Origin of the sequence: Streptomyces bathyalis, assembly GCF_015910445.1 — a bacterium.
Classification (GTDB): Bacteria; Actinomycetota; Actinomycetes; order Streptomycetales; family Streptomycetaceae; genus Streptomyces; species Streptomyces bathyalis.
Map to the genome: position 1 here is coordinate 4242223 of NZ_CP048882.1, position 19543 is coordinate 4261765.

The 19543-nt window shown below is 71.6% G+C and carries 18 protein-coding genes; 9 read left to right on the forward strand and 9 right to left on the reverse strand.

Translation table 11 applies throughout. The features are described from left to right. Window positions 1–50: 50 nt before the first annotated feature. The gene (locus G4Z16_RS18445) at window positions 51–824 is read right to left on the reverse strand and encodes an enoyl-CoA hydratase-related protein (RefSeq protein WP_197351840.1); all 774 of its coding nucleotides are present in this window, start codon (window positions 822–824) and stop codon (window positions 51–53) included. 86 nt (window positions 825–910) lie between these two features. Here G4Z16_RS18445 and G4Z16_RS18450 point away from each other — a divergent pair, with 86 nt between their 5' ends. Next, complete coding sequence (locus G4Z16_RS18450; protein ID WP_207794552.1) at window positions 911–1057, forward strand: hypothetical protein; 147 nt, start codon at window positions 911–913, stop codon at window positions 1055–1057. Beyond that, window positions 1047–1448 carry an aconitase X swivel domain-containing protein gene (locus G4Z16_RS18455; protein WP_197351842.1) on the forward strand — a complete coding sequence of 134 codons (402 nt, stop codon included), beginning with the start codon at window positions 1047–1049 and terminating at the stop codon, window positions 1446–1448. The genes G4Z16_RS18450 and G4Z16_RS18455 overlap by 11 nt, the downstream gene beginning before the upstream one ends. A 69-nt stretch (window positions 1449–1517) precedes the next feature. On the opposite strand, the gene hpnR is transcribed toward G4Z16_RS18455, so the two are convergent. Further along, the gene (gene hpnR, locus G4Z16_RS18460) at window positions 1518–3014 is read right to left on the reverse strand and encodes a hopanoid C-3 methylase HpnR (RefSeq protein WP_197351843.1); all 1497 of its coding nucleotides are present in this window, start codon (window positions 3012–3014) and stop codon (window positions 1518–1520) included. Between the two features lie 197 nt (window positions 3015–3211). Between hpnR and G4Z16_RS18465 the strand changes: the two genes are divergently transcribed. Further along, the gene (locus G4Z16_RS18465; protein WP_197351844.1) at window positions 3212–4396 is read left to right on the forward strand and encodes an MFS transporter; all 1185 of its coding nucleotides are present in this window, start codon (window positions 3212–3214) and stop codon (window positions 4394–4396) included. An 88-nt stretch (window positions 4397–4484) separates the two neighbouring features. Then, window positions 4485–5075, forward strand: a complete 591-nt coding sequence (locus tag G4Z16_RS18470) for a GNAT family N-acetyltransferase (protein ID WP_246530932.1) — start codon at window positions 4485–4487, stop codon at window positions 5073–5075. A 59-nt stretch (window positions 5076–5134) separates the two neighbouring features. On the opposite strand, the gene G4Z16_RS18475 is transcribed toward G4Z16_RS18470, so the two are convergent. The 3 genes from G4Z16_RS18475 to shiA all read right to left on the reverse strand — a co-directional run bounded on the left by G4Z16_RS18475 (window position 5135) and on the right by shiA (window position 9296). Continuing rightward, window positions 5135–6397 (reverse strand): saccharopine dehydrogenase family protein, encoded by a 1263-nt coding sequence (locus G4Z16_RS18475; protein WP_197351846.1) that lies wholly within the window; start codon window positions 6395–6397, stop codon window positions 5135–5137. 295 nt (window positions 6398–6692) lie between these two features. Beyond that, window positions 6693–7760 carry a D-2-hydroxyacid dehydrogenase gene (locus G4Z16_RS18480; protein WP_197351847.1) on the reverse strand — a complete coding sequence of 356 codons (1068 nt, stop codon included), beginning with the start codon at window positions 7758–7760 and terminating at the stop codon, window positions 6693–6695. A gap of 177 nt (window positions 7761–7937) precedes the next feature. After that, window positions 7938–9296: a shikimate transporter gene (gene shiA / locus G4Z16_RS18485; RefSeq protein WP_197351848.1), complete on the reverse strand. Its 1359-nt coding sequence runs from the start codon at window positions 9294–9296 to the stop codon at window positions 7938–7940. A gap of 280 nt (window positions 9297–9576) precedes the next feature. Here shiA and G4Z16_RS18490 point away from each other — a divergent pair, with 280 nt between their 5' ends. Next, the gene (locus G4Z16_RS18490; RefSeq protein ID WP_197351849.1) at window positions 9577–10599 is read left to right on the forward strand and encodes a zinc-dependent alcohol dehydrogenase; all 1023 of its coding nucleotides are present in this window, start codon (window positions 9577–9579) and stop codon (window positions 10597–10599) included. Between the two features lie 77 nt (window positions 10600–10676). On the opposite strand, the gene G4Z16_RS18495 is transcribed toward G4Z16_RS18490, so the two are convergent. Continuing rightward, window positions 10677–11540: an IclR family transcriptional regulator domain-containing protein gene (locus G4Z16_RS18495; protein WP_246530933.1), complete on the reverse strand. Its 864-nt coding sequence runs from the start codon at window positions 11538–11540 to the stop codon at window positions 10677–10679. Window positions 11541–11766: 226 nt separating this feature from the next. Between G4Z16_RS18495 and G4Z16_RS18500 the strand changes: the two genes are divergently transcribed. Both G4Z16_RS18500 and G4Z16_RS18505 read left to right on the forward strand, forming a co-directional pair. Next, complete coding sequence (locus tag G4Z16_RS18500; RefSeq protein ID WP_197351850.1) at window positions 11767–13830, forward strand: bifunctional sugar phosphate isomerase/epimerase/4-hydroxyphenylpyruvate dioxygenase family protein; 2064 nt, start codon at window positions 11767–11769, stop codon at window positions 13828–13830. Window positions 13831–13981: 151 nt separating this feature from the next. Then, on the forward strand, window positions 13982–15088 hold the full coding sequence (locus tag G4Z16_RS18505; protein WP_197351851.1) for an aminotransferase class V-fold PLP-dependent enzyme: 1107 nt from the start codon (window positions 13982–13984) through the stop codon (window positions 15086–15088). A 1-nt stretch (window position 15089) separates the two neighbouring features. Here G4Z16_RS18505 and G4Z16_RS18510 read toward each other — a convergent pair whose 3' ends face one another. Beyond that, window positions 15090–15824 (reverse strand): DUF4097 family beta strand repeat-containing protein, encoded by a 735-nt coding sequence (locus G4Z16_RS18510; RefSeq protein ID WP_197351852.1) that lies wholly within the window; start codon window positions 15822–15824, stop codon window positions 15090–15092. Window positions 15825–16054: 230 nt separating this feature from the next. Here G4Z16_RS18510 and G4Z16_RS18515 point away from each other — a divergent pair, with 230 nt between their 5' ends. Together G4Z16_RS18515 and G4Z16_RS18520 are read left to right on the forward strand one after the other, a co-directional pair. Continuing rightward, complete coding sequence (locus G4Z16_RS18515; RefSeq protein ID WP_197351853.1) at window positions 16055–16873, forward strand: class I SAM-dependent methyltransferase; 819 nt, start codon at window positions 16055–16057, stop codon at window positions 16871–16873. Between the two features lie 66 nt (window positions 16874–16939). Beyond that, window positions 16940–18070, forward strand: a complete 1131-nt coding sequence (locus G4Z16_RS18520; protein WP_197351854.1) for a MerR family transcriptional regulator — start codon at window positions 16940–16942, stop codon at window positions 18068–18070. 64 nt (window positions 18071–18134) lie between these two features. Here the strand turns inward: G4Z16_RS18520 and G4Z16_RS18525 are convergent, their stop codons facing one another. Both G4Z16_RS18525 and G4Z16_RS18530 read right to left on the reverse strand, forming a co-directional pair. Further along, a complete protein-coding gene (locus G4Z16_RS18525) occupies window positions 18135–18557 on the reverse strand; it encodes an ankyrin repeat domain-containing protein (RefSeq protein WP_197351855.1) in 423 nt (140 codons plus the stop codon). Between the two features lie 246 nt (window positions 18558–18803). Continuing rightward, on the reverse strand, window positions 18804–19508 hold the full coding sequence (locus G4Z16_RS18530; RefSeq protein WP_197351856.1) for an HAD family hydrolase: 705 nt from the start codon (window positions 19506–19508) through the stop codon (window positions 18804–18806). Between the last annotated feature and the right edge of the window lie 35 nt (window positions 19509–19543).

Consider the following 19543-nt stretch of genomic DNA (forward strand, 5'->3'; position numbering starts at 1 on the left):
GGGATGCCGGGCCGCTCCGGAGGGATCCAGCGCCGGCCGGCTGCGCGAGGTCAGTCGGGCCACTCGGGGTGGCGCTTCTCCAGGAACGCCGCCATGCCCTCGCGGGCGCCGGGAAGCTGCGAGGCCGAGGCCATCACCTCGAGGGCCACCTGGTAGGCGTCGGCCTCGGGCCGGTCCAGCTGGGCGTAGAGGGTCTGCTTGCCGAGCGACTTGCTCGCCCGGCTGCCGCGGGTCGCCCGCGCCAGCAGCTCGGCGACGGCGTCGTCGAGTTCGTCGTCGGGCACGACCCGGTTCACCAGGCCCCAGCGCTCCGCGGTCGCCGCGTCGACGGCGTCGCCGGTCAGGGCCATCTCCATCAGCCGCTTCCTGCCGATGGAGCGTGCGACGGGCACGGCCGGTGTGTGGCAGAACCACCCGCCCTTGCCGCCGGGCAGCGCGAAACCGGCGGACTCCGCGGCCACCGCCAGGTCGCACGATGCGACGAGCTGGCAGCCGGCGGCGGTCGCCAGCCCGTGCACCCGGGCGACGACGATCTGCGGCACCGACTGGACCGTCCGCATCAGGTCGGTGCACAGCTGGAGCAGCTCGCGGACCCCGGTCAGGTCCCGTGACGAGACGTCGCCGAAGTCGTGGCCCGCGGAGAACACCGGGCCGTCCGCGGCCAGCACGATGCCGGTCGCATCGCTTTCGCCGGCCTCGGCGAATGCGTCGCGCAGCTCCGTGAGGTGGTCCGCGGTCAGCGAGTTCCTGCGCGCCGCGCGGTTCATCGTGATCGTCACGGTGTCGCCGTCGCGCTTCACCAGGATGTGCTCGTAATCCGCCACGGCCCCACGGTAACTCGCGGTGCCCCGGCAGCGGGCGGGCTGCGGCCGGGGTGCGGGCGGGCGTCCTCTCCGCCGACACCGGTTCGGTGATGACCTCCTCGGCGAAGTGGGCGTACTACGGACCCGGCAACCTGGGCATCTGCGTGGCCTTCGGCAGCCTGCGCGAATGCGTCGAGTCGGCCGTGACCGGGCGGGTGGAACGGGACGAAGGGCTGTGGGCCGGTGTCCGGTAGCGGGACCGTGCGCGGCCCGGCCTTGGTGCTGGACGAGCCGCTCAGCTTCTGGGGCGGCCTCGACCCCGCCACGGGGCGCATCGTCGATGTGCACCATCCCCAGCACGGGCGGTCCGTCGCCGGAACGGTGCTCGTCGCGGCCGCCGCCCGCGGGTCCACGTCCAGCCCGAGTGTCCTGGCGGAGAGCGTGCGTGCCGGCGTGGGGCCCGCCGCCGTCGTCCTGACGGAGGCCGACGCGGGGGTCGCGGCCGCGGCGACGGTGGTCGAGGAGCTGTACGGCCGGCCGCTCCCGGTCGTGCTGTGCGCTCCCGGGACGCTGACGGCGCTGCGGACCGCAGACCCGCTCGCGATCAGCGACGGCGTGCTGGAGCGACTGGCGCCGGGCGGCTGAGGCGGGCACCACCCCGCGACCTCCGCCTCGTGCCCCGGGCCCGGTATCTCCCGGAGGGCGCCCGGGAGTTCACTCGGCCGGGGCGGCGTCCCGGCCGTGTGTGGCCTTGCGGTCGTGGATGTACAGCTTGCGCCGGTCGCCGACGTCGAGCCGCCGCGGCAGCGGCAGTTCGTACTGGACGGGCCGGTAGTGGTCGGTGAGCTGGCGCTCGGGGTTGTAGACGGTGTTGAAGCGCCACAGCATGCGCGCGAAGTTGGTCTGGCCGCGCATCAGGTTGCCGCTCAGCACGCGCAGTGCCCCGAACGCGGTGCGCAGACCGAGGTGTTTGCGGTTGATGACGGCCTGCGTGCGGACGAGTTCGCGGTAGAAGACGTCGAGCGGCAGGGTGGTCGGGACGACGGCGTGCTGGATGTCGAAGAGCCGGTAGTCCCGCGTGGTCAGCCGCCGCGACTCCGTGTGCCACACCTCGGTGCCGGGGTACGGGGTCATGACCGTGAGGTGCACGATCTCGGGCACCGACAGGGCGAAATCCCGTACGACACGGAACCTTTCCTCGTCCCATCCGGGGTCGACGATCAGGTTGATGGCCACGTTGATGCCCATCTTCCGGGCCAGTTCGAGGGCCTTGAAGTTGTCGTCGGGGGTGACGCGCTTGCGGTACAGGTCCAGCCCCTCGGCGTCGATCGCCTCCATTCCCAGGAACATGTACTGAAGCCCCAGCCGCGTCCACCGCTCGAAGATCTCCGGGTGGCGCAGCAGTACGTCGGCGCGCGTCTCCAGGTAGTAGCGCTTGCGGATGCGGCGGCGCTCGATCTCGGCGGCGATGGCGTCACCGTGCTCGGGGCGGATGAAGGCCACGTCGTCGACGATGAAGACGCTGCTCTCACGGATGCTCGCCATCTCCTCGCCGGCCGCCTCGGGGGACGCCTTGCGGTAGCTGCGCCCGTAGAAGGTCCAGGCCGAGCAGAAGGAGCAGTCCCAGGGGCAGCCCCGTGTGAACTCGATGGACGCGCAGGGGTCGAGCTCGCCGATGAAGTAGCGGCGGCGGTGGGCGAGCAGATCGCGGGCCGGGCGCGGGGTGTCGATGCTGTGCAGCATCTGCGGGCCGGGACCGCGGCCGTCGGCGGTGACGATGCCGGGGACGCCGTCGACGCCGCCCTGTGCCAGTCCCTCCAGCAGCGGGCCGACGGCGGGTTCGCCCTCGCCGCGGATCACCGAGTCCACGGCGCCCTCCGCCTGCTCGAGCACTTCCTGGGCCACGAAGGACACGCTGTGCCCGCCGAAGAAGACATGCGCGGACGGAACGAGCTGCTTGGCGCGGTGTGCGAGCTCGATCGCCTCGGGCACGTTCGCCAGGTAGTTGAGGGAGAAGCCGATCGCCTGGGGTTCGAACTCGATCATCGTCCGTTCCAGGTCGGAGTGCTTGGAGACCTGGAGGTCGATCACGCGCACCTCGTGTCCGGCCTCCCGCGCGGCGCCCGCGACGCGCTCCAGACCGAGGGGTTCGAGCCGGAGGAAGATCTCCGAGTACATCAGGGCACTGGGGTGGACGAGAAGCAGACGCACCGTTGCCTCCGGGAGTCGCGGGCCGGTGCGTCCACCCGTTGTCCGGGAGCGGGGGCGTCAAACGGCGCACGGACCGGCGTCCCCCGTTCGGCGGTGTCCCTCCGGCCCGGGGTGATCTCACGTACTGGATACGGTCTGTGCTGGTGCGGACGGGTGAGCCATCATGGGCGGCTGGCCACGATGAGCGGGAACCATTGATGACCACGTGCCAGGAACGGCAGGATCCGCCCGAGACGCAGCACCTCACCGGGCCCCCGCGGGCTCTGTCGGTCGCGACGTTCGTCAGCAGCTTCGACCGGTTCGTGATCAGTCCCATGCTGGTGCTGATCGCATCCGGACTGGGAGTGCCGCTCTCGACGGCGGTCGTCACCGCCAGCGGCTACTTCCTCGCGTACGGGCTGTCGCAGCCCTTGTGGGGGTTGCTCTCCGACCGCTTCGGGCGCGTGCGGATCATGCGCGCGACGCTGCTGGCCGCGGCGGCGGCCGGAGTGGTCTCCGCCGTGGCACCCGGGATGGCGGTGCTGGCCGTGGCGCGGATCGCGGCCGGTGCCTTCTTCGGGGCGGTGGTGCCGACGTCCCTCACGTACGTGGGCGACACGGTGAGCACCACATGGCGCCAGCGGGCGCTGTCGGACCTGATGGCCGCGATGGCCCTGGGCACCGCGCTGGCCACGGCGTTCGGTGGCGTGCTGGGTCATCTCCTGCACTGGCGTGCGGTGTTCGCCACGTCAGCGGCGTGCGCGCTGCTGTGCTCCTTCGCCCTGCGCAAGCTGCCCGAGCCGGCGCGCGCACCGGTCGCCGGGGTGGGCGAGCCGCTGCGTGCGGTGCTGCGCAACGGCTGGGCACTGCTGGTGTTCGGGCTGGCGTTCGTCGAGGGCGCCGTGCTGCTCGGGACGATGACCCTGCTCGCGGCGGCACTGCAGGCGAACGGTGTGAGCGCGGCAGTCGCGGGTCTCGCCACGGCGGCCTTCGGCGTCGGCGTGCTGGGGTTCTCGCGCCTGGTGAAGGCGCTGTCCGGACGGATGCCGGTGTGGGCGCTGATGGCCGTGGGCGGCGCGCAGATCTGCCTCGGCTACGGCATGGTCGCCGCACGCATCGATCTGGTTGTCGTCATCATCACGGCCCTGCTCCTCGGCGGCGGATGGTCGTTCATGCACTCGTCGCTGCAGACCTGGGCGACATCGGTTGTGCCGGAGGCGCGGGGCACGGCGGTCGCCTTCTTCGCCGCCTCGTTGTTCATCGGCAGCTCGGTCGCTGTGAGTGCCGCCGGACCTTTGGCACAACACGGGCAGTACGCGCTGCTGTTCGGCATCGCGTGCGTGACGTCGGTCCCGTTGACCGTCACGGCCGTCCTGTGCCGGCGGCGGCGGTCGGCGGGGTGACGAGCACATGGCGGGAGCGGGCCGGAGCCCGCGTCTGGCATCGGGTCCGCCGGGGCGTACGGATGCCCGGCCTGCTTCGATGGGTGACGTGAACACTCAGCACGCGGGCACCACGGTCGTCGTCGAGGCGCTGACGGAGGCGCACGCAGACGAGGTCCTGGCCATCTACCAGGCCGGGATCGACGAGGGGAACGCCACCTTCGAGACGGCCGCGCCCACGTGGGAGGCGTTCGACGCCGCCAAGCTTCCCGAGCACAGGTTCGTTGCCGTCGAGCGGGAGGCCGGCGATGTGCGGAGCGGGGCCGGCAGTGACGGCGAGGGCGGCACCGGCACTGACACCGGCACCGGCAGCGGTGGCAGGGTGCTGGGCTGGATCGCCGTCGCGCCCACCTCGGCCCGTACCGTCTACGCGGGTGTGGTCGAGCACTCGGTGTATGTGCACCCAGGGGCACGCGGCCGTGGAGTGGCCCGAGTGCTGCTGGACGCGCTGATCGCCTCCACCGAGGCCGCCGGGATCTGGACGATCCAGGCGGGCATCTTCCCCGAGAACACGACCAGCATCGCGCTGCACCTGCGCGCGGGCTTCCGCGTCGTCGGCACCAGCGAACGCCTGGCCCGCCACCACGGCGTCTGGCGCGACGTCCAGCTTCTCGAACGGCGCAGCCCCGTCGTCGACTGATCAGTCGACCGATCCCTCGACCGATCCCACGACCGATATGACGGGCGGGCGCCGCCGGTTCAGTAGGGCCGCGCGTCGATGGTCATGCCGGCCGCACGCAGCCGTCCGACGAGCGCGTCGCCGAGGGCGGTTGCCGGTGTGAGTACGCCGCCGTCGCCCTCCGGCAGGGCGTCCCGGTCCAGGACGAGGGCCAGCGCGGATTCGCCGAGCATGACCGCGGTCGCCTTGTAGCCCGGGTCGCCCTGTGCCCTGAACCGTGCGGTGTAGCGGGCGCCGGTGGTGGTGACGGCGAAGGTGTCCAGGGTGAAGTGGCCCTTCTCGCGCGAGCGCGCATCGGGCCCGTCGCCGGGATTCGGCAGGACCTTGTCCAGCAGCGGCCGCGTGGGCCGCAGCGCCAGCCCGGTGACGAGCCCGCCCATGGCACCGGTCACCGCCGCCGCGACGAGTGGCGAGAGCAGCGGCGGGCCGAGGCGCATGGCCTCGCGGTAGCGGAAGCGGGCGCCGTACGCGTGATCGCGCAACGCCGCGCTGCGGCGGACGATGCGGGTGTTGAACGGCGCCATGAAGAAGGGCGCGAGGACCCCGCGCAGCGGCGTGCCCGCCTTGGAGCCGCGGGCCATGAACAGGTCGCTCTGGCGGCCCAGTTCGGGCTCGGCGGCGCGGTCGGGGCTGAGGGTGTAAGGGTCGGCGGCGAGCCGCCGGGCCTTGCGGTCCTTCTTCATCATGTCGATCTGCTGGCGCACCGAATCGATGGTGCCGCCGCTGACACCGCCGCTGACCGAGGTGAGAACCGCGGTGGTGTCGGCGAGTTCGCCGCTGCCGTCGGCGCGGACCTTCTCGTGGAGGAGGTGCACGTTGATGTCGGAGGGGATCGAGTCGAAACCGCAGGCATGGACGATGCGGGCGCCGGTGGAGGCGGCGGTCCCGTGGTGGGCGTCGATGGTTTCGCGTACGAAGAGGGCCTCACCGCACAGATCGACGTAGTCGGTGCCGGCCTGCGCGCAGGCACCGACCAGGTCGCGCCCGTACTTCGCGTACGGACCGACGGTGGTGATGACCACATGCGTCGCGCCGGCCATCTGCTCCAGGGCGGGACGGTCGCCGGCGTCGGCGACGAACAGGGGCCAGTCACGGGCCCGTTCGCCCAGGTCCTTCCGTATCGCGGTCAGCTTCTCCTCGCTGCGTCCGGCCAGAGCGATCCGGGTGCCCTCGGGGGCGGCCTGAGCCAGGTGACGTGCGACGAGGGCGCCGACGAAGCCGGTCGCACCGTAGACGGTGATGTCGATGTCGCGTGCGCCGCGCTTCGGGCTGGTGCCGGTCATGGTCGGGTCCTTCCGGTCCGGGCGATGGTCGAGCGCTGGTGAAGGCTTTCGAGCGTGCCGGTGCGCAGGTGGGGCCCGCTCACGGGCGGAGCGGTGCCGGCGGCACCTCGCCCATGGCCCCGGGTGCTCCCGCGTGCCAACGTATCCGGAGCGTGGTCGGGCCCGGCCACCGGCCGTCCCCCACCGGACCGGAGGACCGCATGCATGGTCGGGCCGCACGGGCGCGCCCGCCTCGCCCCGGTACAGCCTCGTGTGCCCGCCTTCGCTCGGTGCAGGCCCTCGCGCCCGCCCCGTCTCAGTACAGCCGCGTCGGGTCGACCTGGTTCAGAAGGGGGCGGCCGTCGAGGTAGCGGCGAAGGTTGTCGCAGAAGATCCCGGTGAGGCGCTCGTTGGCGAGGCCACCGTTCGTCATCGCCGTGGCGTGGTAACCGAGGAGGACGTTCGGCAGGTCCCACAACGGGCTTTCCTGCGGCAGAGGTTCGGTCTCCGTGACGTCCAGCGCCGCGCCGGAGAGGTGACCGGACCTCAGCGCCTCTATCAGCGCCGCTTCGTCGGCCACCGCTCCGCGGCCGACGTTGACCACGTACGCGCCAGGCTTCATGGCCTTGATCATCTGGTCGTCGATGAGGTGGTGCGTCTCCGGCGTCGAGGGCAGCGTGACGACGACGTAGTCGGCGTCGGCCACCGCCTCCGCGAGCCCGTCCACCGGGTGGACGCGGCCCACGATCCAGGTGTCCTCGCGGCCCCGGCCCGTCACGGAGCGGCGGACGCCGGTGAGCCGGCAGCCGAACGGATGCAGACGCCGGGCGACTTCCTTGCCGATGCTGCCCATTCCGACGATGCAGACGGTCCTGTCCTCGAGCGTGCCGCTCGCGGCGGTGTGCCAGTTCCGCTCGCGGCGTTGCCGGTGGAGCCGGTCCAGGTCCTTCACGTGCGAGAGGATCGCGGCGGCGGTGAATTCGGCGAGCGGCGCGGAGAAGATGCCGCTGCCCGTCGTGACGGTGACGCCCGACTCCAGAAGTCCCGTGCCCGCGACGGCTTCACCCGCACCGGCGGCGCCCGCCTGGAACCAGCGCAGCCGGGGAGCCGCCTCCGGCAGGCTGTGGAGGTCGTCCATGTGGAGGTCCAGGATCACCTCCGCGCGCGCCAGCTGCTCCTCCCACGCCTGCTCCTGCTCGGGAGTGCGGCTGAAGCCGCCTTCGTCCGGCTCGGGGAGGCTTCCCGGACGGTAGAGCAGCCGCCGGCGCCCCTGCGGCGGAGGCACGAGAGCGGTGTCGTAAAGGACCCGTACGCGCGAGTCCGACTCCCGGATGCGCTCGACGTGTTCGGGCTCCAGCCAGCTCTTGATCAGAACGTCGACCATGGTGCGATTCCTTGCTCGTCCTGCGACCTCGTGCGGATGGTGTCAGGCTGCGGCGGGTTGCGCGATGGGTCGGCGCACACCGAACCAGTAACAGACCCCGCGAGCGCGGCGATGACACCGGCCGAGCAGAACGTGAGCGACCAGGAGCCTGCCGTGCCGACGATCAGGCACAGGCGATCAGTGCTTGCTGACGGGAGTTCGCGCTTCGTCGCCGTCAGTTGCCGCGGCCATGGCGGAAGGAGAGACGCTCGTTCCGCGGAGCGTGAGCGCGACGAGGGCCGAGGCACCGCATCCCGCCGCGAGATAGGCCGCGACCCAGTACCAACTGCCGCCGCCGAACGCCACGAGCGCCGTCGCGATGAACGGCGTGAAGCCACCGCCCACGGCACTGGCGACCTGGTATCCCACCCCGGCGCCGCTGTAGCGGTACTCGGCGCCGAACAGCTCGGTGAACAGCGGCTGCTGGACGCTGACGATCATGTCGTGCGCGATGTTGACGAGCAGGACGGACGTGACCGCCAGGAGGATCGCGGACCCGGACTCCATCGACAGGAAGTACGGAACGCTGCCCAGCACCCCGATCACTGCTCCGGTCATGAAGACCGGCTTGCGTCCGTACCGGTCCGAGAGCCACGCGAACGCGGGGATGGTGACGATGCCGACGGCGCCGACGAGCAGCCCGATGTTCAGCATCAGGCCGGAGTCGAAGCCGTGCTCGTCGACGGCGTAGGAGAGCGCGAACGTCGTGACGACGTACATCGTCACGAGCTCACCGAGGCGCATGCCGATGATCTGGAAGAAGGCGGCCGGGTGCTTGCGCAGCGCGGTCACCACGGGGAGCTTCGTGCGCTTCTGCGCCTGCCGCGCCTCGACCTCCTCCTTGAACACCTCGCTCTCGGGGACCCCCGCCCGTATCCACAGGGCCAGCGCGACGAGCAGTGCGCTGACCAGGAACGGAACGCGCCAGCCCCACTCCTGGAACTCCCGCTCCCCGAGGCCGTTCTCCATCAGCGCGACAGCACCGGTGGCGAGGATCAGGCCCACCGAGTAACCGACCTGCACGCCGGAGCTGTAGAGGGCCTTGAGCCTGGACGGCGCGGACTCGACCGCCATCAGCGCGGCCCCGCCCCACTCGCCGCCGACGGCGAAGCCCTGGAGAGCGCGGAGGATCACCAGGAACAGCGGTGCCCACCAGCCGATGCTCCCGTACGTCGGCAGCGCCCCGATGAGTGCGGTGGAGATCCCCATCAGCAGGACCGTCCACACCAGCATCCGCTTGCGGCCGAGCTTGTCCCCGAAGTGCCCGAAGACGAGACCGCCCAGCGGGCGGCACACGAAGCCGATGCCGAACGTGGCGAAGGCGGCGAGCGTGCCGGCGAGGGGGCTGACGCCGGGGAAGAAGGCCTTGTTGAAGACGATGGCGGCGACGATCCCGTAGAGGAGGAAGTCGTACCACTCGACGACGGCCCCGATGGAGCCGCCGAGCGCAGCACGAGTCTGCTTGCGGGGCGTTGACTGCTCTGAAGCGAATGACATGGCAACCTCTGTGCGCTTGGTGCACATCTGTGCGTGACTTGCACGGCATCGTGTACTGGCCGGATTGCCCGGGTCAAGGGTCTGTTCCGGATCGATGCGCCGCGGACAAGGTCCCATGCAGGGCGGCCGCCGGGTCGATCCGCCGCCCTTTCCTGCTCTGTCCGCTGCTGGCCCGGCCCGTGCGCCGTCTCTCCCGTAGCCGTCGGCGTCTCTTCCGTTACGCTGTCACGATGCGTACGTTGGTGCGTATAGCGCACAGCATGAGAGAGGTGTCGACCCCATGAAGGCAGCAGCACTCACCGCTCCCGGACGTGTCGAGACGATCCGCATCCCCACTCCCGGATACGGACGGCACGACGTGCTCGTTCGCATGACGGCCGTCGGCCTGTGCGGCACGGACCTCGCCGTGGTCGGGGGTGCACGCCCGGCGCCGCGGCTGCCATGGGTGCTGGGGCACGAAGGCATCGGGGAGATCGCCGCAGTGGGCAGCGCCGTCCGTCACCTCTTCGAGGGCGAGACCGTGGCCATCGAGCCGAACTATTGCTGCGGGCGGTGCGCGCAATGCGCGGCCGGGTTCACCTCGGGGTGCACGAAGCGGGTGGCCGTCGGGCTGGACACCCCGGGGGTTCTCGCGGAGTACGTGAGCGTGCCGGCCGAGTTCGTGCACGCGGCGACCAGGGAGGTCGACCCGCGCGATCTCGTGTGCGCTGAGCCGCTGGCCGTGGCGCGCACGGCCGTCCACCGCTCGGGAGTGCGAGCGGGCGAGACATCCCTGGTCGTGGGGGCGGGCTCCCAGGGACTGCTGGTCTGTCTCTGCCTGATCGACGCGGGGATCACCCCGTACGTGCGCGAACCGCACGAAGGTCGCCGGGCCCTCGCGGTCTCACTGGGTGCAGTGCCCGCGGAGGTCACTTCGGGGGCGCCCGGCGAGGGGTCGGACACCGGGGCCCCGCCCGCCGATCATGTCTTCGAGACCGCGGGGGTGGCGGAGGCCGCCGCCTGGGCACTGCGGCATGCCGCGCCCGGCGGCACCGTGACGTTCATAGGGATGAGCGGTGCACCGCTGGAGCTGACGGCGCACGAACTGGTCCGGCGGCAGCTGTCGTTGAAGGGTTCGCTGATCTACGACCATCCGCGGGACTTCGCGGAGACCGTCGCCCTGATCGAGAAGGGCACGTTGGCCCCCCACCGCGTGCTGCGGGCCGAGTTCGGCCTGGCGGACGCGGCCGCGGCGTTCGACGCGGTGGGGTCGACGCCGGGCAAGTGCTGGATCAACCTCGCCGGTACGGGCGGCACGGGATGACGTCGACCGTGCAGCCACCGGGCGGCGTTGGCGGTGGTTCTGCGCGTGACCGCCGCGGCGCCCCCGTGTGTCACCGCTCAGCGGGTGACCGCGCTGACCAGGTCCGCTTCGACGAGGCGGACGGTGCGCAGGATCGCCGGGATGTAATCGCGTTCGACGAGTTCCGGTGTCGTACGCCCCGCGTGCACCGAGACGTTCGCCGCGGCGACCACCTGTCCCGCGCGGTCGCGCACGGGTGCCGCCGCGCCCCGCAGCCCTTCCTCCAGCTCCGAGTCGACGAGCGACCAGCCCTGCTTGCGTACCTTGTCGATCTCCTCGCGGAGGGTCTGCGGGCTGCGGATCGTGTGGTCGGTCTTCTTCTCCAGCTTCAGCCGCGCGAAGCGCTCGTCCAGTTCGGCGTCCGGGAGTCCGGCCAGCAGCACCCGGCCCATCGAGGTCGTGTAGGCGTCGAAGCGGGTACCGATGCCGATCTTCACCGCCATCAGCCGGGTGCTCTGCACGAGCGCGATGTAGACGATCTCGTCGCCGTCCAGCACCGCGAGCGCCGCCGTCTCGTTCAGCTCGCGGGCCAGCGACTGAAGATGCGGCTGGGCGATCTCGGGCAGCGACATGCTGGAGAGATAGGCGTAGCCCAACTCCAGGGTGCGCGGGGTGAGTTCGAAGGAGCGGCCGTCGCTGGTGACGTAGCCGAGGTCGGCGAGGGTGAGCAGCAGCCGGCGGGCCGTCGCCCGGTCCAGGCCGGTCTCGCGCGCCACCTGGGTGAGCGTCTGGGAGCGGCGGTCCGCGGTGAACGAACGCATCACCGACAGGGCTCGCGCGACGGACTGCACGAAGTGCGGACCGTACTCCTCGCGCCCCTTCGTCACCGGTTCCGACAACGCCTCACTACCTCCCGTACGGGGTCTGACCTGCCATGCCGCGCAGCTGTGCGCATCACGCACAGCCTACAGCGTGGCCTGGGCCGAGGGCCAAACGGTCCGGAGACCGGGTGGCGAGCTCGAACTCCTGGCGGCGGCCCGTTCCTCCGCGCACCGATTGACGTCCGAGGGAGCGCGCTCCTAGTGTGCGCGATGTGCATTTGAGTGCGGCATACGAACAATCCCGCCCGACCGGAGGTTCGAACCACGCGTCGGTGCAGCAGGCAGGCGCCGGCATCAAGGAGCACGCATGAAGCCGTCCACGTCCTCTTCGCCCGTCTCTTCGCCCGTCACGTCGCCCGTCACGTCGCCCGGTACCTCGTCCGGGCCGTCACCGCAGGCGGCACGGCCCCGCGCACGCAAGGGCGTCGCGACCGTCTGCCTCTCCGGAATGCTGGAGGACAAGCTGCGTGCGGCTGCCGCGGCGGGTTTCGACGGTGTCGAGATCTTCGAGAACGACCTCGTCGTCTCGGCGATGTCACCGGAGAGCGTCGGCGCCCTCTGCGCGGACCTCGGTCTGAGCGTCGACCTCTACCAGCCGTTCCGCGACTTCGAAGCCGTGCCGGACGCCCTGCATGCCGCCAACCTCCGCCGCGCTGAACGGAAGTTCGACCTGATGGAGCGGCTGGGCGCCGACACGGTGCTCGTGTGCTCCACGCTCTCGCCGCACGCCACCGACGACGACGGCCTCGCCGCCGGGCAACTGCGCGCGCTGGCCGAGCGTGCCGCGGCACGCGGGATACGCGTCGCCTACGAAGCCCTCGCCTGGGGGCGCTTCGTCAACAGCTGGGAGCACTCCTGGCAGATCGTTCGCAGGGGGGACCACCCGAACCTCGGGCTGTGCCTGGACAGCTTCCACGTGCTCTCCCGCGATCCCGCTCCCACGGGCATCGACACCGTCGACGCCGACAAGCTCTTCTTCCTCCAGCTCGCCGACGCGCCGCGTCTCGACATGGACGTACTGCAGTGGAGCAGGCACCACCGGCTCTTCCCGGGGCAGGGCTCCTTCGACCTGCCGGGCTTCCTCGCGCAGGTGCTCGCCGCCGGGTACGAGGGACCGCTGTCGCTGGAGGTGTTCAACGACATCTTCCGGCAGACCGACCCGGGGCCCGCGGCCGTGGACGGGATGCGGTCGCTGGTCGCGCTCGAAGAGGCCGTCGCCGGGATCGAGTACGAGCCCTCGGACGGCCGGGCGCGGCCACGCATCGAACTCGCGGCGCCGCCGCCCGCACCGGAACTACTCGGGCACGCGTTCGTCGAACTGACCGTGGACGACGAGTCCGCTCCGCAGGTCTCCGGTGCGCTCACGGCACTCGGCTTCGTCCACACCGGGCGTCACCGCTCCAAGCCCGTCGAACTGTGGCAGCAGGGTGGCAGCAACGTCGTGCTCAACCGGGACGACCGGGGCGGGGGCTCCACGGGCACGGACGGGCAGGGAGCAGCCGGAGGCGTATCTGCCGGGGCCGGAACCCGGACCGGAACCGGCAGGGCCGAAGTCGTGGCTCTCGCTGTCGAGAGCCGCGACCCCGAGCAGTCCGCACGCCGGGCCGAAGCTCTCCTCGCCACGCCCCTGCCGCGCAGGCGGGGCCCCGAGGAGGCCGAACTCACCGCCGTCGCCGCCCCGGACGGCACCCAGCTGTTCTTCTGCCCCGGCGGAGACGCGTCCGGCCCTGACTGGCGGGCGGACTTCGTACCCACGGGGACAGGCACCGGGACCGACCACGGCACCGAGGGCGCCGTCGCCGGAGTCCTCGGCCGCATCGACCACGTCGCGCTCGCGCAGCCCAACGACCAGTTCGCCGGTTCGATGACCTTCTACCAGTCCGTACTCGACCTGCGGGAGCGGGACTTCGCCGAGTACGCGGCACCCTTCGGCCTGGTCCGCAGCCGCACCGTCGGCAACGCCTCCGGCGAGGTGCGCATAGCCATGCACGGGGCGCTGCTGCGCCGCGGGGGCTGGGCGCCCTCGGTGCCCGACCCGGAGCACGTGGCTTTCGCCACCGACGACGTCTTCGCCGCCGCGCGGAACGCCCGCGGGCGGGGCCTGGAGATCCTGCCCGTCACCGACAACTACTACGACGACCTGGACGCCCGCTACGCGCCGGAGCCCGCGCTGCTGCGCGACATGCGCGAGCTGAACATCCTCTACGACCGCGACGAGCACGGGGCGTTCTTCCACTTCTGCACCGGCATCCTCGGCTCGCGGGTCTTCTTCGAGGTGGTCCAGCGGGTGGGCGACTACCGCGGCGACGGGGCCGTCAACGCGCCCGTACGGATGGCAGCGCACCGTCAGGCGCGCAACCGGACGGACTGAGCACGCCGGGTGAGCCGCCGGAGTGCCCACCGGAGCCGCCGCCGGAGCGCCCGCCGCGGGGGCGCCGGCGACAGTCCCCCTCGCCTCCTTACGGTCCGCCCGCAGCGAAGTGGCACTTCCGCACAGGCCGAAGCGGGCTCAGTCTTGAGAAATGCAGAGCATCCGGAACGCCGGCGATCCGGCGGACAGGTCCGAGGGGCAGTCCCGTCTCGCGCTCGCACAGACGGAGTTCGACCCCGACGTCGTCTACCTCAACACCGCTTCCATCGGCTTGCCGCCACGCAGCGCCCTGAACACGCTGCGCGAGGCGGAAGAAGAGTGGCGCAAGGGGACCGCCGAACCGGCGGCCTACGATCTTCCGGTCGCCGCCGCCCGTGCGGCCTATGCCTCGCTCGTCGGCGTCGATCCGTCGTGGGTGGCGGTGGGCAGCCAGGTCAGCGCCTTCGTCGGGCTCGTCGCTGCGTCCCTGCCGGAGGGCAGCGAAGTACTCACCGCCGCAGGGGAGTTCACCAGCGTCGTCTTCCCGTTCCACGCACAGGCGCCGCGCGGTGTGGACGTACGTGAGGTGCCGCTGGAGTCCATCGCCGAGGCGGTGACGCCCCGCACGTCGCTCGTGGCCGTGGCCGCCGTGCAGTCCGCGGACGGACGCCTCGCGGACCTCGACGCGCTCACCGCGGCCTGCGACGCCGTCGGCGCGCGCGTGCTGCTGGACACGACCCAGGCCGCCGGATGGCTGCCCGTCGACGCGGGCCGCTACGACTACACCGTCGGCGGCGGCTACAAGTGGCTGCTGGCCCCGAGGGGCACCTGCTTCTTCACCGTCCGGCCCGAGCACATCGACGGACTCATCCCGCACTCCGCCGGGTGGTTCGCAGGCGAGGAGCGCTGGGAGAGCCTCTACGGCGCGCCCCTGCGGCTCGCGAAGGACGCCCGGCGCTTCGACGTCTCCCCGGTGTGGCACGCATGGGTCGGCCAGGAGAAGAGCCTCGACCTGCTCAACGGCATCGGTACGGACGTGCTCCACGAGCACGCCCTCGGACTCGCGAACCGCTTCCGCGCCGCCGTGGGGCTCCCGGAGGGCGACTCCGCGATAGTCAGCGCGGCCGTCGACGCGGGCACCCCCGCCGAGCTGCGGCGTGCGGGAATCGTCGGAAGCACCCGGGCCGGACGGATGCGACTCGCCTTCCACCTCTACAACACGGAGGCCGACGCCGACCGCGCCGCCGAGGTCGTCGACGGGCGGCTGGCCGAGCGGTGAGTCAGCCCGCCTTCTTGACGGTGATGGAGCCGTTGGTCGTCGACAGGTCGAGGGTGTGGTCGCCGGACGGGTCGTTGCGCAGACCGAGGTGCTTCCCGCCGTTGCTCGTCCTCGCCGACACCTTGTAGCGGTTGTCCGGTGCGGTCACGGAGATCGCACCGTTGGACGCCTTCGCCCGGACGTCCTGCGGCGTGCTCAGTCTGATGTCGATCGCGCCGTTGGACGTCTCGGCCCGGACGCCGTCGCCCTTCAGGCCGTGGCCGTTGATGCGGCCGTTGGTCGTGCGCACCGCCACCGTGCCGTCGACGTCGTTGAGGTCGACCGCGCCGGAGTGGGTGGTCACGTCCACCTTGCCGACGCCGGAGAGACTGATCCCGCCGGACGAGGTGCTGCCGCTCACCCGGACCCTCGGCGGCAGATCGACCGTGTAGCTCACCCGGCAGTCGTCGCCGCAGCCGCGCAGCACGAGTGTGCCGTCCTCGACGTGGTACGTGCGCTTCTTCCTGCTGTCCCCGTCGAACTCGACGGTCCGGTGGACGGTGACCTTCGTGACGGTCTGCCTGCTGCGGAGCCTGATGGCACCCGAGCTGCTGTCCAGGCGCACGGAGCGGACCTTCTGCGACAGCGTCGCGCTGTCCTCCGACGTCTCCCCGGGGATCAGCCCGCATGCCCCGAGCGTGCTCACTCCGACCGCGGCCGCCGCGACCGCGCCGAGGAGGCGGATGTGCCTGCGCATGATGTTCTCCCCGTTTCCGTGGAAGGTGGAGGCTGCTGCTGTCAGCCTTTCCCGCTCCCATCGCCCGACGAGGCTATGGCACCCGCCCGGGCGCGCCGATGAGGCAAACCCCCGTATCGCTCACGGGGTTGACCCCAGTGCGAGTGCGACCCACGGCAGGGGACCCGCCCCGGCTTCTGCCCGCAGCAGATCCGCGGCTGCCGGGTCCGGGCCCGGGGCAGGGTCCGCGCATGGAGCTCGGATTCGGTGGTGACGTCGCGAGGTACTACGCGGAGTTCCGGCGCGGCTATCCGCCCCAGGTGTTCGAGGCACTGGGCCGCAGCTTCGCGCTGTCCCCGGAGGAGACCGTCCTCGACCTGGGATGCGGCACGGGGCAGCTCACCGTTCCGCTCGCCCGCCGGGTCCGTGCCGTGATCGGCATGGACCCGGAACCCGACATGCTCCGCGAGGCCAGGAAGACCGCCCGTACCGGCGGCGTCACCAACGTCACCTGGGTGCTGGGGGCCGACACGGACGTCCCCGCCCTGGGTGAGCTGCTCGGCGAACGGCACCTGGCAATGACGGTGATCGGGCAGGCTCTGCACTGGATGCGGTACGACGACCTCTTCGCCGCGCTCCGCCCGCTCATCCGTCCGGGCGGCGGAGTCGCCGTCCTCGCCAACGGGACGCCGGCCTGGCTGCAGGACAGTGACTGGTCGCGTGCCCTGAGGGGCTGCCTGGGGGAGTATTTCGGCACGGAACTGAAGGACTCGTGCGGCACGGCCCGGAAGGACCGCGAACGCTACGCGCCGGCCCTGGAGGCCGCCGGGTTCACCGAGGTCCGGCACAGCGCCGTCTCCTACACGGAGGAGGTGACATGCGAAGAACTCATCGGCGGGATCTACTCCGCCGTCCCCGAGCAGCAGCTGCCGGCGCCCGCGGACCGTCCGGCCTTCGCAGAGCGCATCCTGCGGGCGCTGCCGCGCAGGGACAGCTTCACGGAGCACGTCGAGGTCTCCGTGCTGACCGGCAAAGTGCCTGGTGGGACGGCGCCGCGCGACCGTCCTTGACCTTGTCCTTGGGGGAAGCCGCAGCATCGGCGTGCCGGGCGAGGGGCCCGGCGGGGGAGGAGCGGCATGGGTGAGAGCGCTGGCACTCCGGGGAGCGAGAGCACGGGTGAGGGCGCGGGGCTGCTGACGATCGGGGCGTTCGCTAAGGCGTCCCGGTTGTCTCCGAAGGCACTGCGTCTCTACGACGAACTCGGTCTCCTGCCACCCGCCCGGGTCGACCCGGTCACCGGCTACCGCCTCTACGCGCCCGGCCAGCTGGAGCAGGCCCGGCTCGTGGCGTGGCTGCGCCGGCTCGGGATGCCGCTGGCCCGTATCCGTGAGCTGAACGGGCTGGACGGGCCCGCCGCCGCGCGTGAGGTGCGGGCCTACTGGGCCCAGGTCGAGAACGACCTCGCCGTCCGGCGCGACATGGCCGCCTTCCTCATCGACCATCTGTCACGGAAGGACACCGAGATGCCGAACACCGAGAGACCACTGGCCATTCGGTACGCCGCACTGACCGACGCCGGCCTCGAACGGGAGAGCAACAAGGACGCGGCGTACGCCGGTTCGCGACTGCTGGCCGTCGCCGACGGCTGCGGCGGCAGCGGAGGCCCCGCGGGCGCCGCCGCCATCGACACGCTCAGGCAGCTGGAGGAGGGCAACTTCCCGGCGGCGGACCTGCTCAACGTCCTCGACGAGACCGTCACGTCCGTCGGCAGGGCCGTCGGCGAGGTCGTGGCCTCGGGCCCGGACGCCGACGAGGAGGCCGGTACCACGCTCACCGCGATGCTGTGGACGGGTTCGCAGCTCGCGCTCGTACACATCGGTGACAGCCGTGCGTATCTGCTGCGCGACGGCGACTTCTTCCAGATCACCCACGACCACACCCTCGTACGGTCCATGGTCGACGAGGGCCGCATCGGCGAGGAGGAGGCGGCCTCTCACCCGCAGCGTGCGCTGCTGACGAGGGCGCTCACCGGGCGGCCCGGTGACCGTCCGGACGTACGCCTCCAGGAGGTTCGGCCCGGCGACCGCTACCTGCTGTGCTCGGACGGGCTGACGTCCGTCGTACCGGAGGAGCAGGTGCGGCGGACCGTCGCCGCCACGGCGGACCCGGAGGCGACCGTCCGCGAACTGGTCGCTCTGGCGAACCGTTCGGGCGGACCCGACAACGTCAGCTGCGTCGTCGCGGATGTGGTGGAGGCGGCGCGGTAGGCGCCCTGGCAACGGACATGTTCCGGACCGGCAGCCCGCCCTCGGGCGCCGGTCCGGTCTGTCGTCAGGCGCTCTCGCCGAAGAGCTCCAGCAGCTCCTTCTTCTCGAACATCCGCGCGGTCTCCACCGCGGACGGCTCGCCCGCGCGCGGGTCCGCGCCGCCCTCCAGGAGCACGCGAACGACCTCGTCCTCGCCCTTGAAGACGGCCCCTGCGATCGGCATCTGGCCCTTGTCGTTGGGCCTGTCCGGGTCGGCGCCCCGGTCCAGGAGAGCGCGGACGACGGCGGTGTGGCCGTGGTAGGCCGCGAGCATGAGAAGGGAATCGCCCTTGTCGTTGGTGAGGTTCGCCGGGACGCCCGCGTCGACGTAGGCGGCAACCGTGTCCGTGTCGCCGTGCCGCGCCAGCCCGAAGATCCTCTGGGCGAGCTCCAGCACCTCGGGGTCGTGCGCCGGCTCGTTGCTCTGGGGCATGGGGGCGTCGGTCATCGCGTCCAGTCCTCCTCGTGCGCTGCGCCGGTGCCGACCGGGTCGGCGGACCCGGCAGGCCGGGTGCCCGGGGAGCCTGGGCCGTGCGCCCGGCACAGCCTCTGCTTCCCTTACGTACGGTTCACCGCGTGCCCACTTCCTGGCAGCCCACCCTCCCGCGGGGGCCCGCGTGCGCGCGGGTCGGACGTGCGCGGGGGTGAGACGTGCCCGAGGGTCGGACGTGCGCGAGGGTCGGGCGTGCGAGGGTCAGACGTGCGCGCGGGGGTCCACGATCAGGAGGACGTCCCGCAGCGAGTCGACCACGTGCTCGGCACCGGCACCCCGCAGCTCCTCCTCCTTGCGCTCGTTGCGCGCATAGCCGAGGAAGGCCACCCCTGCGGCACGCGCCGCCTCCAGATCCCGCGGCGCGTCCCCGATCATGAGGGCGTCCTGCGCCGGTGTCTTAGTGGACTCCAGTGCCCGCAGCAGACAGTCCGGGTCGGGCTTGAGACGCAGCTCGCCCTCGCTGCTCCGTCCGTGGATCCGGCCGGTGAACAGCTCGTGCGTCGTCCGGCTCTCCAGATAACGCTCCACCGCCTGCTGCGAGTTGTTCGTCGTGACGGCCAGCTCCCGGCCGGTGGCGACGAGGGTGCGGATGAGGGCGTCGGCGTACGCGGTGGGGAAGGCGCCGGGTGCCGCCTCGACCTCCTCCTCGGTCAGCGCCCGCTCGATGTCCCGTGCGACGCCGCTGCGGACGAGCGCGGGCTGCTCGAAGGCGGCGCGCAGTATCTCCAGCGGATCACCCGTGTCCGGCAGCCAGCCGGCGGTGCCTTCTGCGTCGCTGTGGCGTTCAAGGACGGCCTTTCGCAACCGGTCCGCGATGGAGGAGGAAGGCCGCTGACGGAAGAGGTGGCAAATGGGCCCGTCGAAGTCGAAGAGAACAGCTTTCGCGGCTTCGATGAGTTCGCGCATTTCACTCCTCGTACCAGGTCCGCAGCGGTGATGGC

Coding starts and splice junctions, on each gene's coding strand:
- G4Z16_RS18465 (WP_197351844.1), top strand. CDS start 3,212: ATGACCACGTGCCAGGAACGGCAGGATCCGCCCGAGACGCAGCACCTC.
- G4Z16_RS18475 (WP_197351846.1), bottom strand. CDS start 6,397: ATGACCGGCACCAGCCCGAAGCGCGGCGCACGCGACATCGACATCACC.
- G4Z16_RS18480 (WP_197351847.1), bottom strand. CDS start 7,760: ATGGTCGACGTTCTGATCAAGAGCTGGCTGGAGCCCGAACACGTCGAG.
- shiA (WP_197351848.1), bottom strand. CDS start 9,296: ATGTCATTCGCTTCAGAGCAGTCAACGCCCCGCAAGCAGACTCGTGCT.
- G4Z16_RS18490 (WP_197351849.1), top strand. CDS start 9,577: ATGAAGGCAGCAGCACTCACCGCTCCCGGACGTGTCGAGACGATCCGC.
- G4Z16_RS18500 (WP_197351850.1), top strand. CDS start 11,767: ATGAAGCCGTCCACGTCCTCTTCGCCCGTCTCTTCGCCCGTCACGTCG.
- G4Z16_RS18505 (WP_197351851.1), top strand. CDS start 13,982: ATGCAGAGCATCCGGAACGCCGGCGATCCGGCGGACAGGTCCGAGGGG.
- G4Z16_RS18510 (WP_197351852.1), bottom strand. CDS start 15,824: ATGCGCAGGCACATCCGCCTCCTCGGCGCGGTCGCGGCGGCCGCGGTC.
- G4Z16_RS18515 (WP_197351853.1), top strand. CDS start 16,055: ATGGAGCTCGGATTCGGTGGTGACGTCGCGAGGTACTACGCGGAGTTC.
- G4Z16_RS18520 (WP_197351854.1), top strand. CDS start 16,940: ATGGGTGAGAGCGCTGGCACTCCGGGGAGCGAGAGCACGGGTGAGGGC.
- G4Z16_RS18525 (WP_197351855.1), bottom strand. CDS start 18,557: ATGACCGACGCCCCCATGCCCCAGAGCAACGAGCCGGCGCACGACCCC.
- G4Z16_RS18530 (WP_197351856.1), bottom strand. CDS start 19,508: ATGCGCGAACTCATCGAAGCCGCGAAAGCTGTTCTCTTCGACTTCGAC.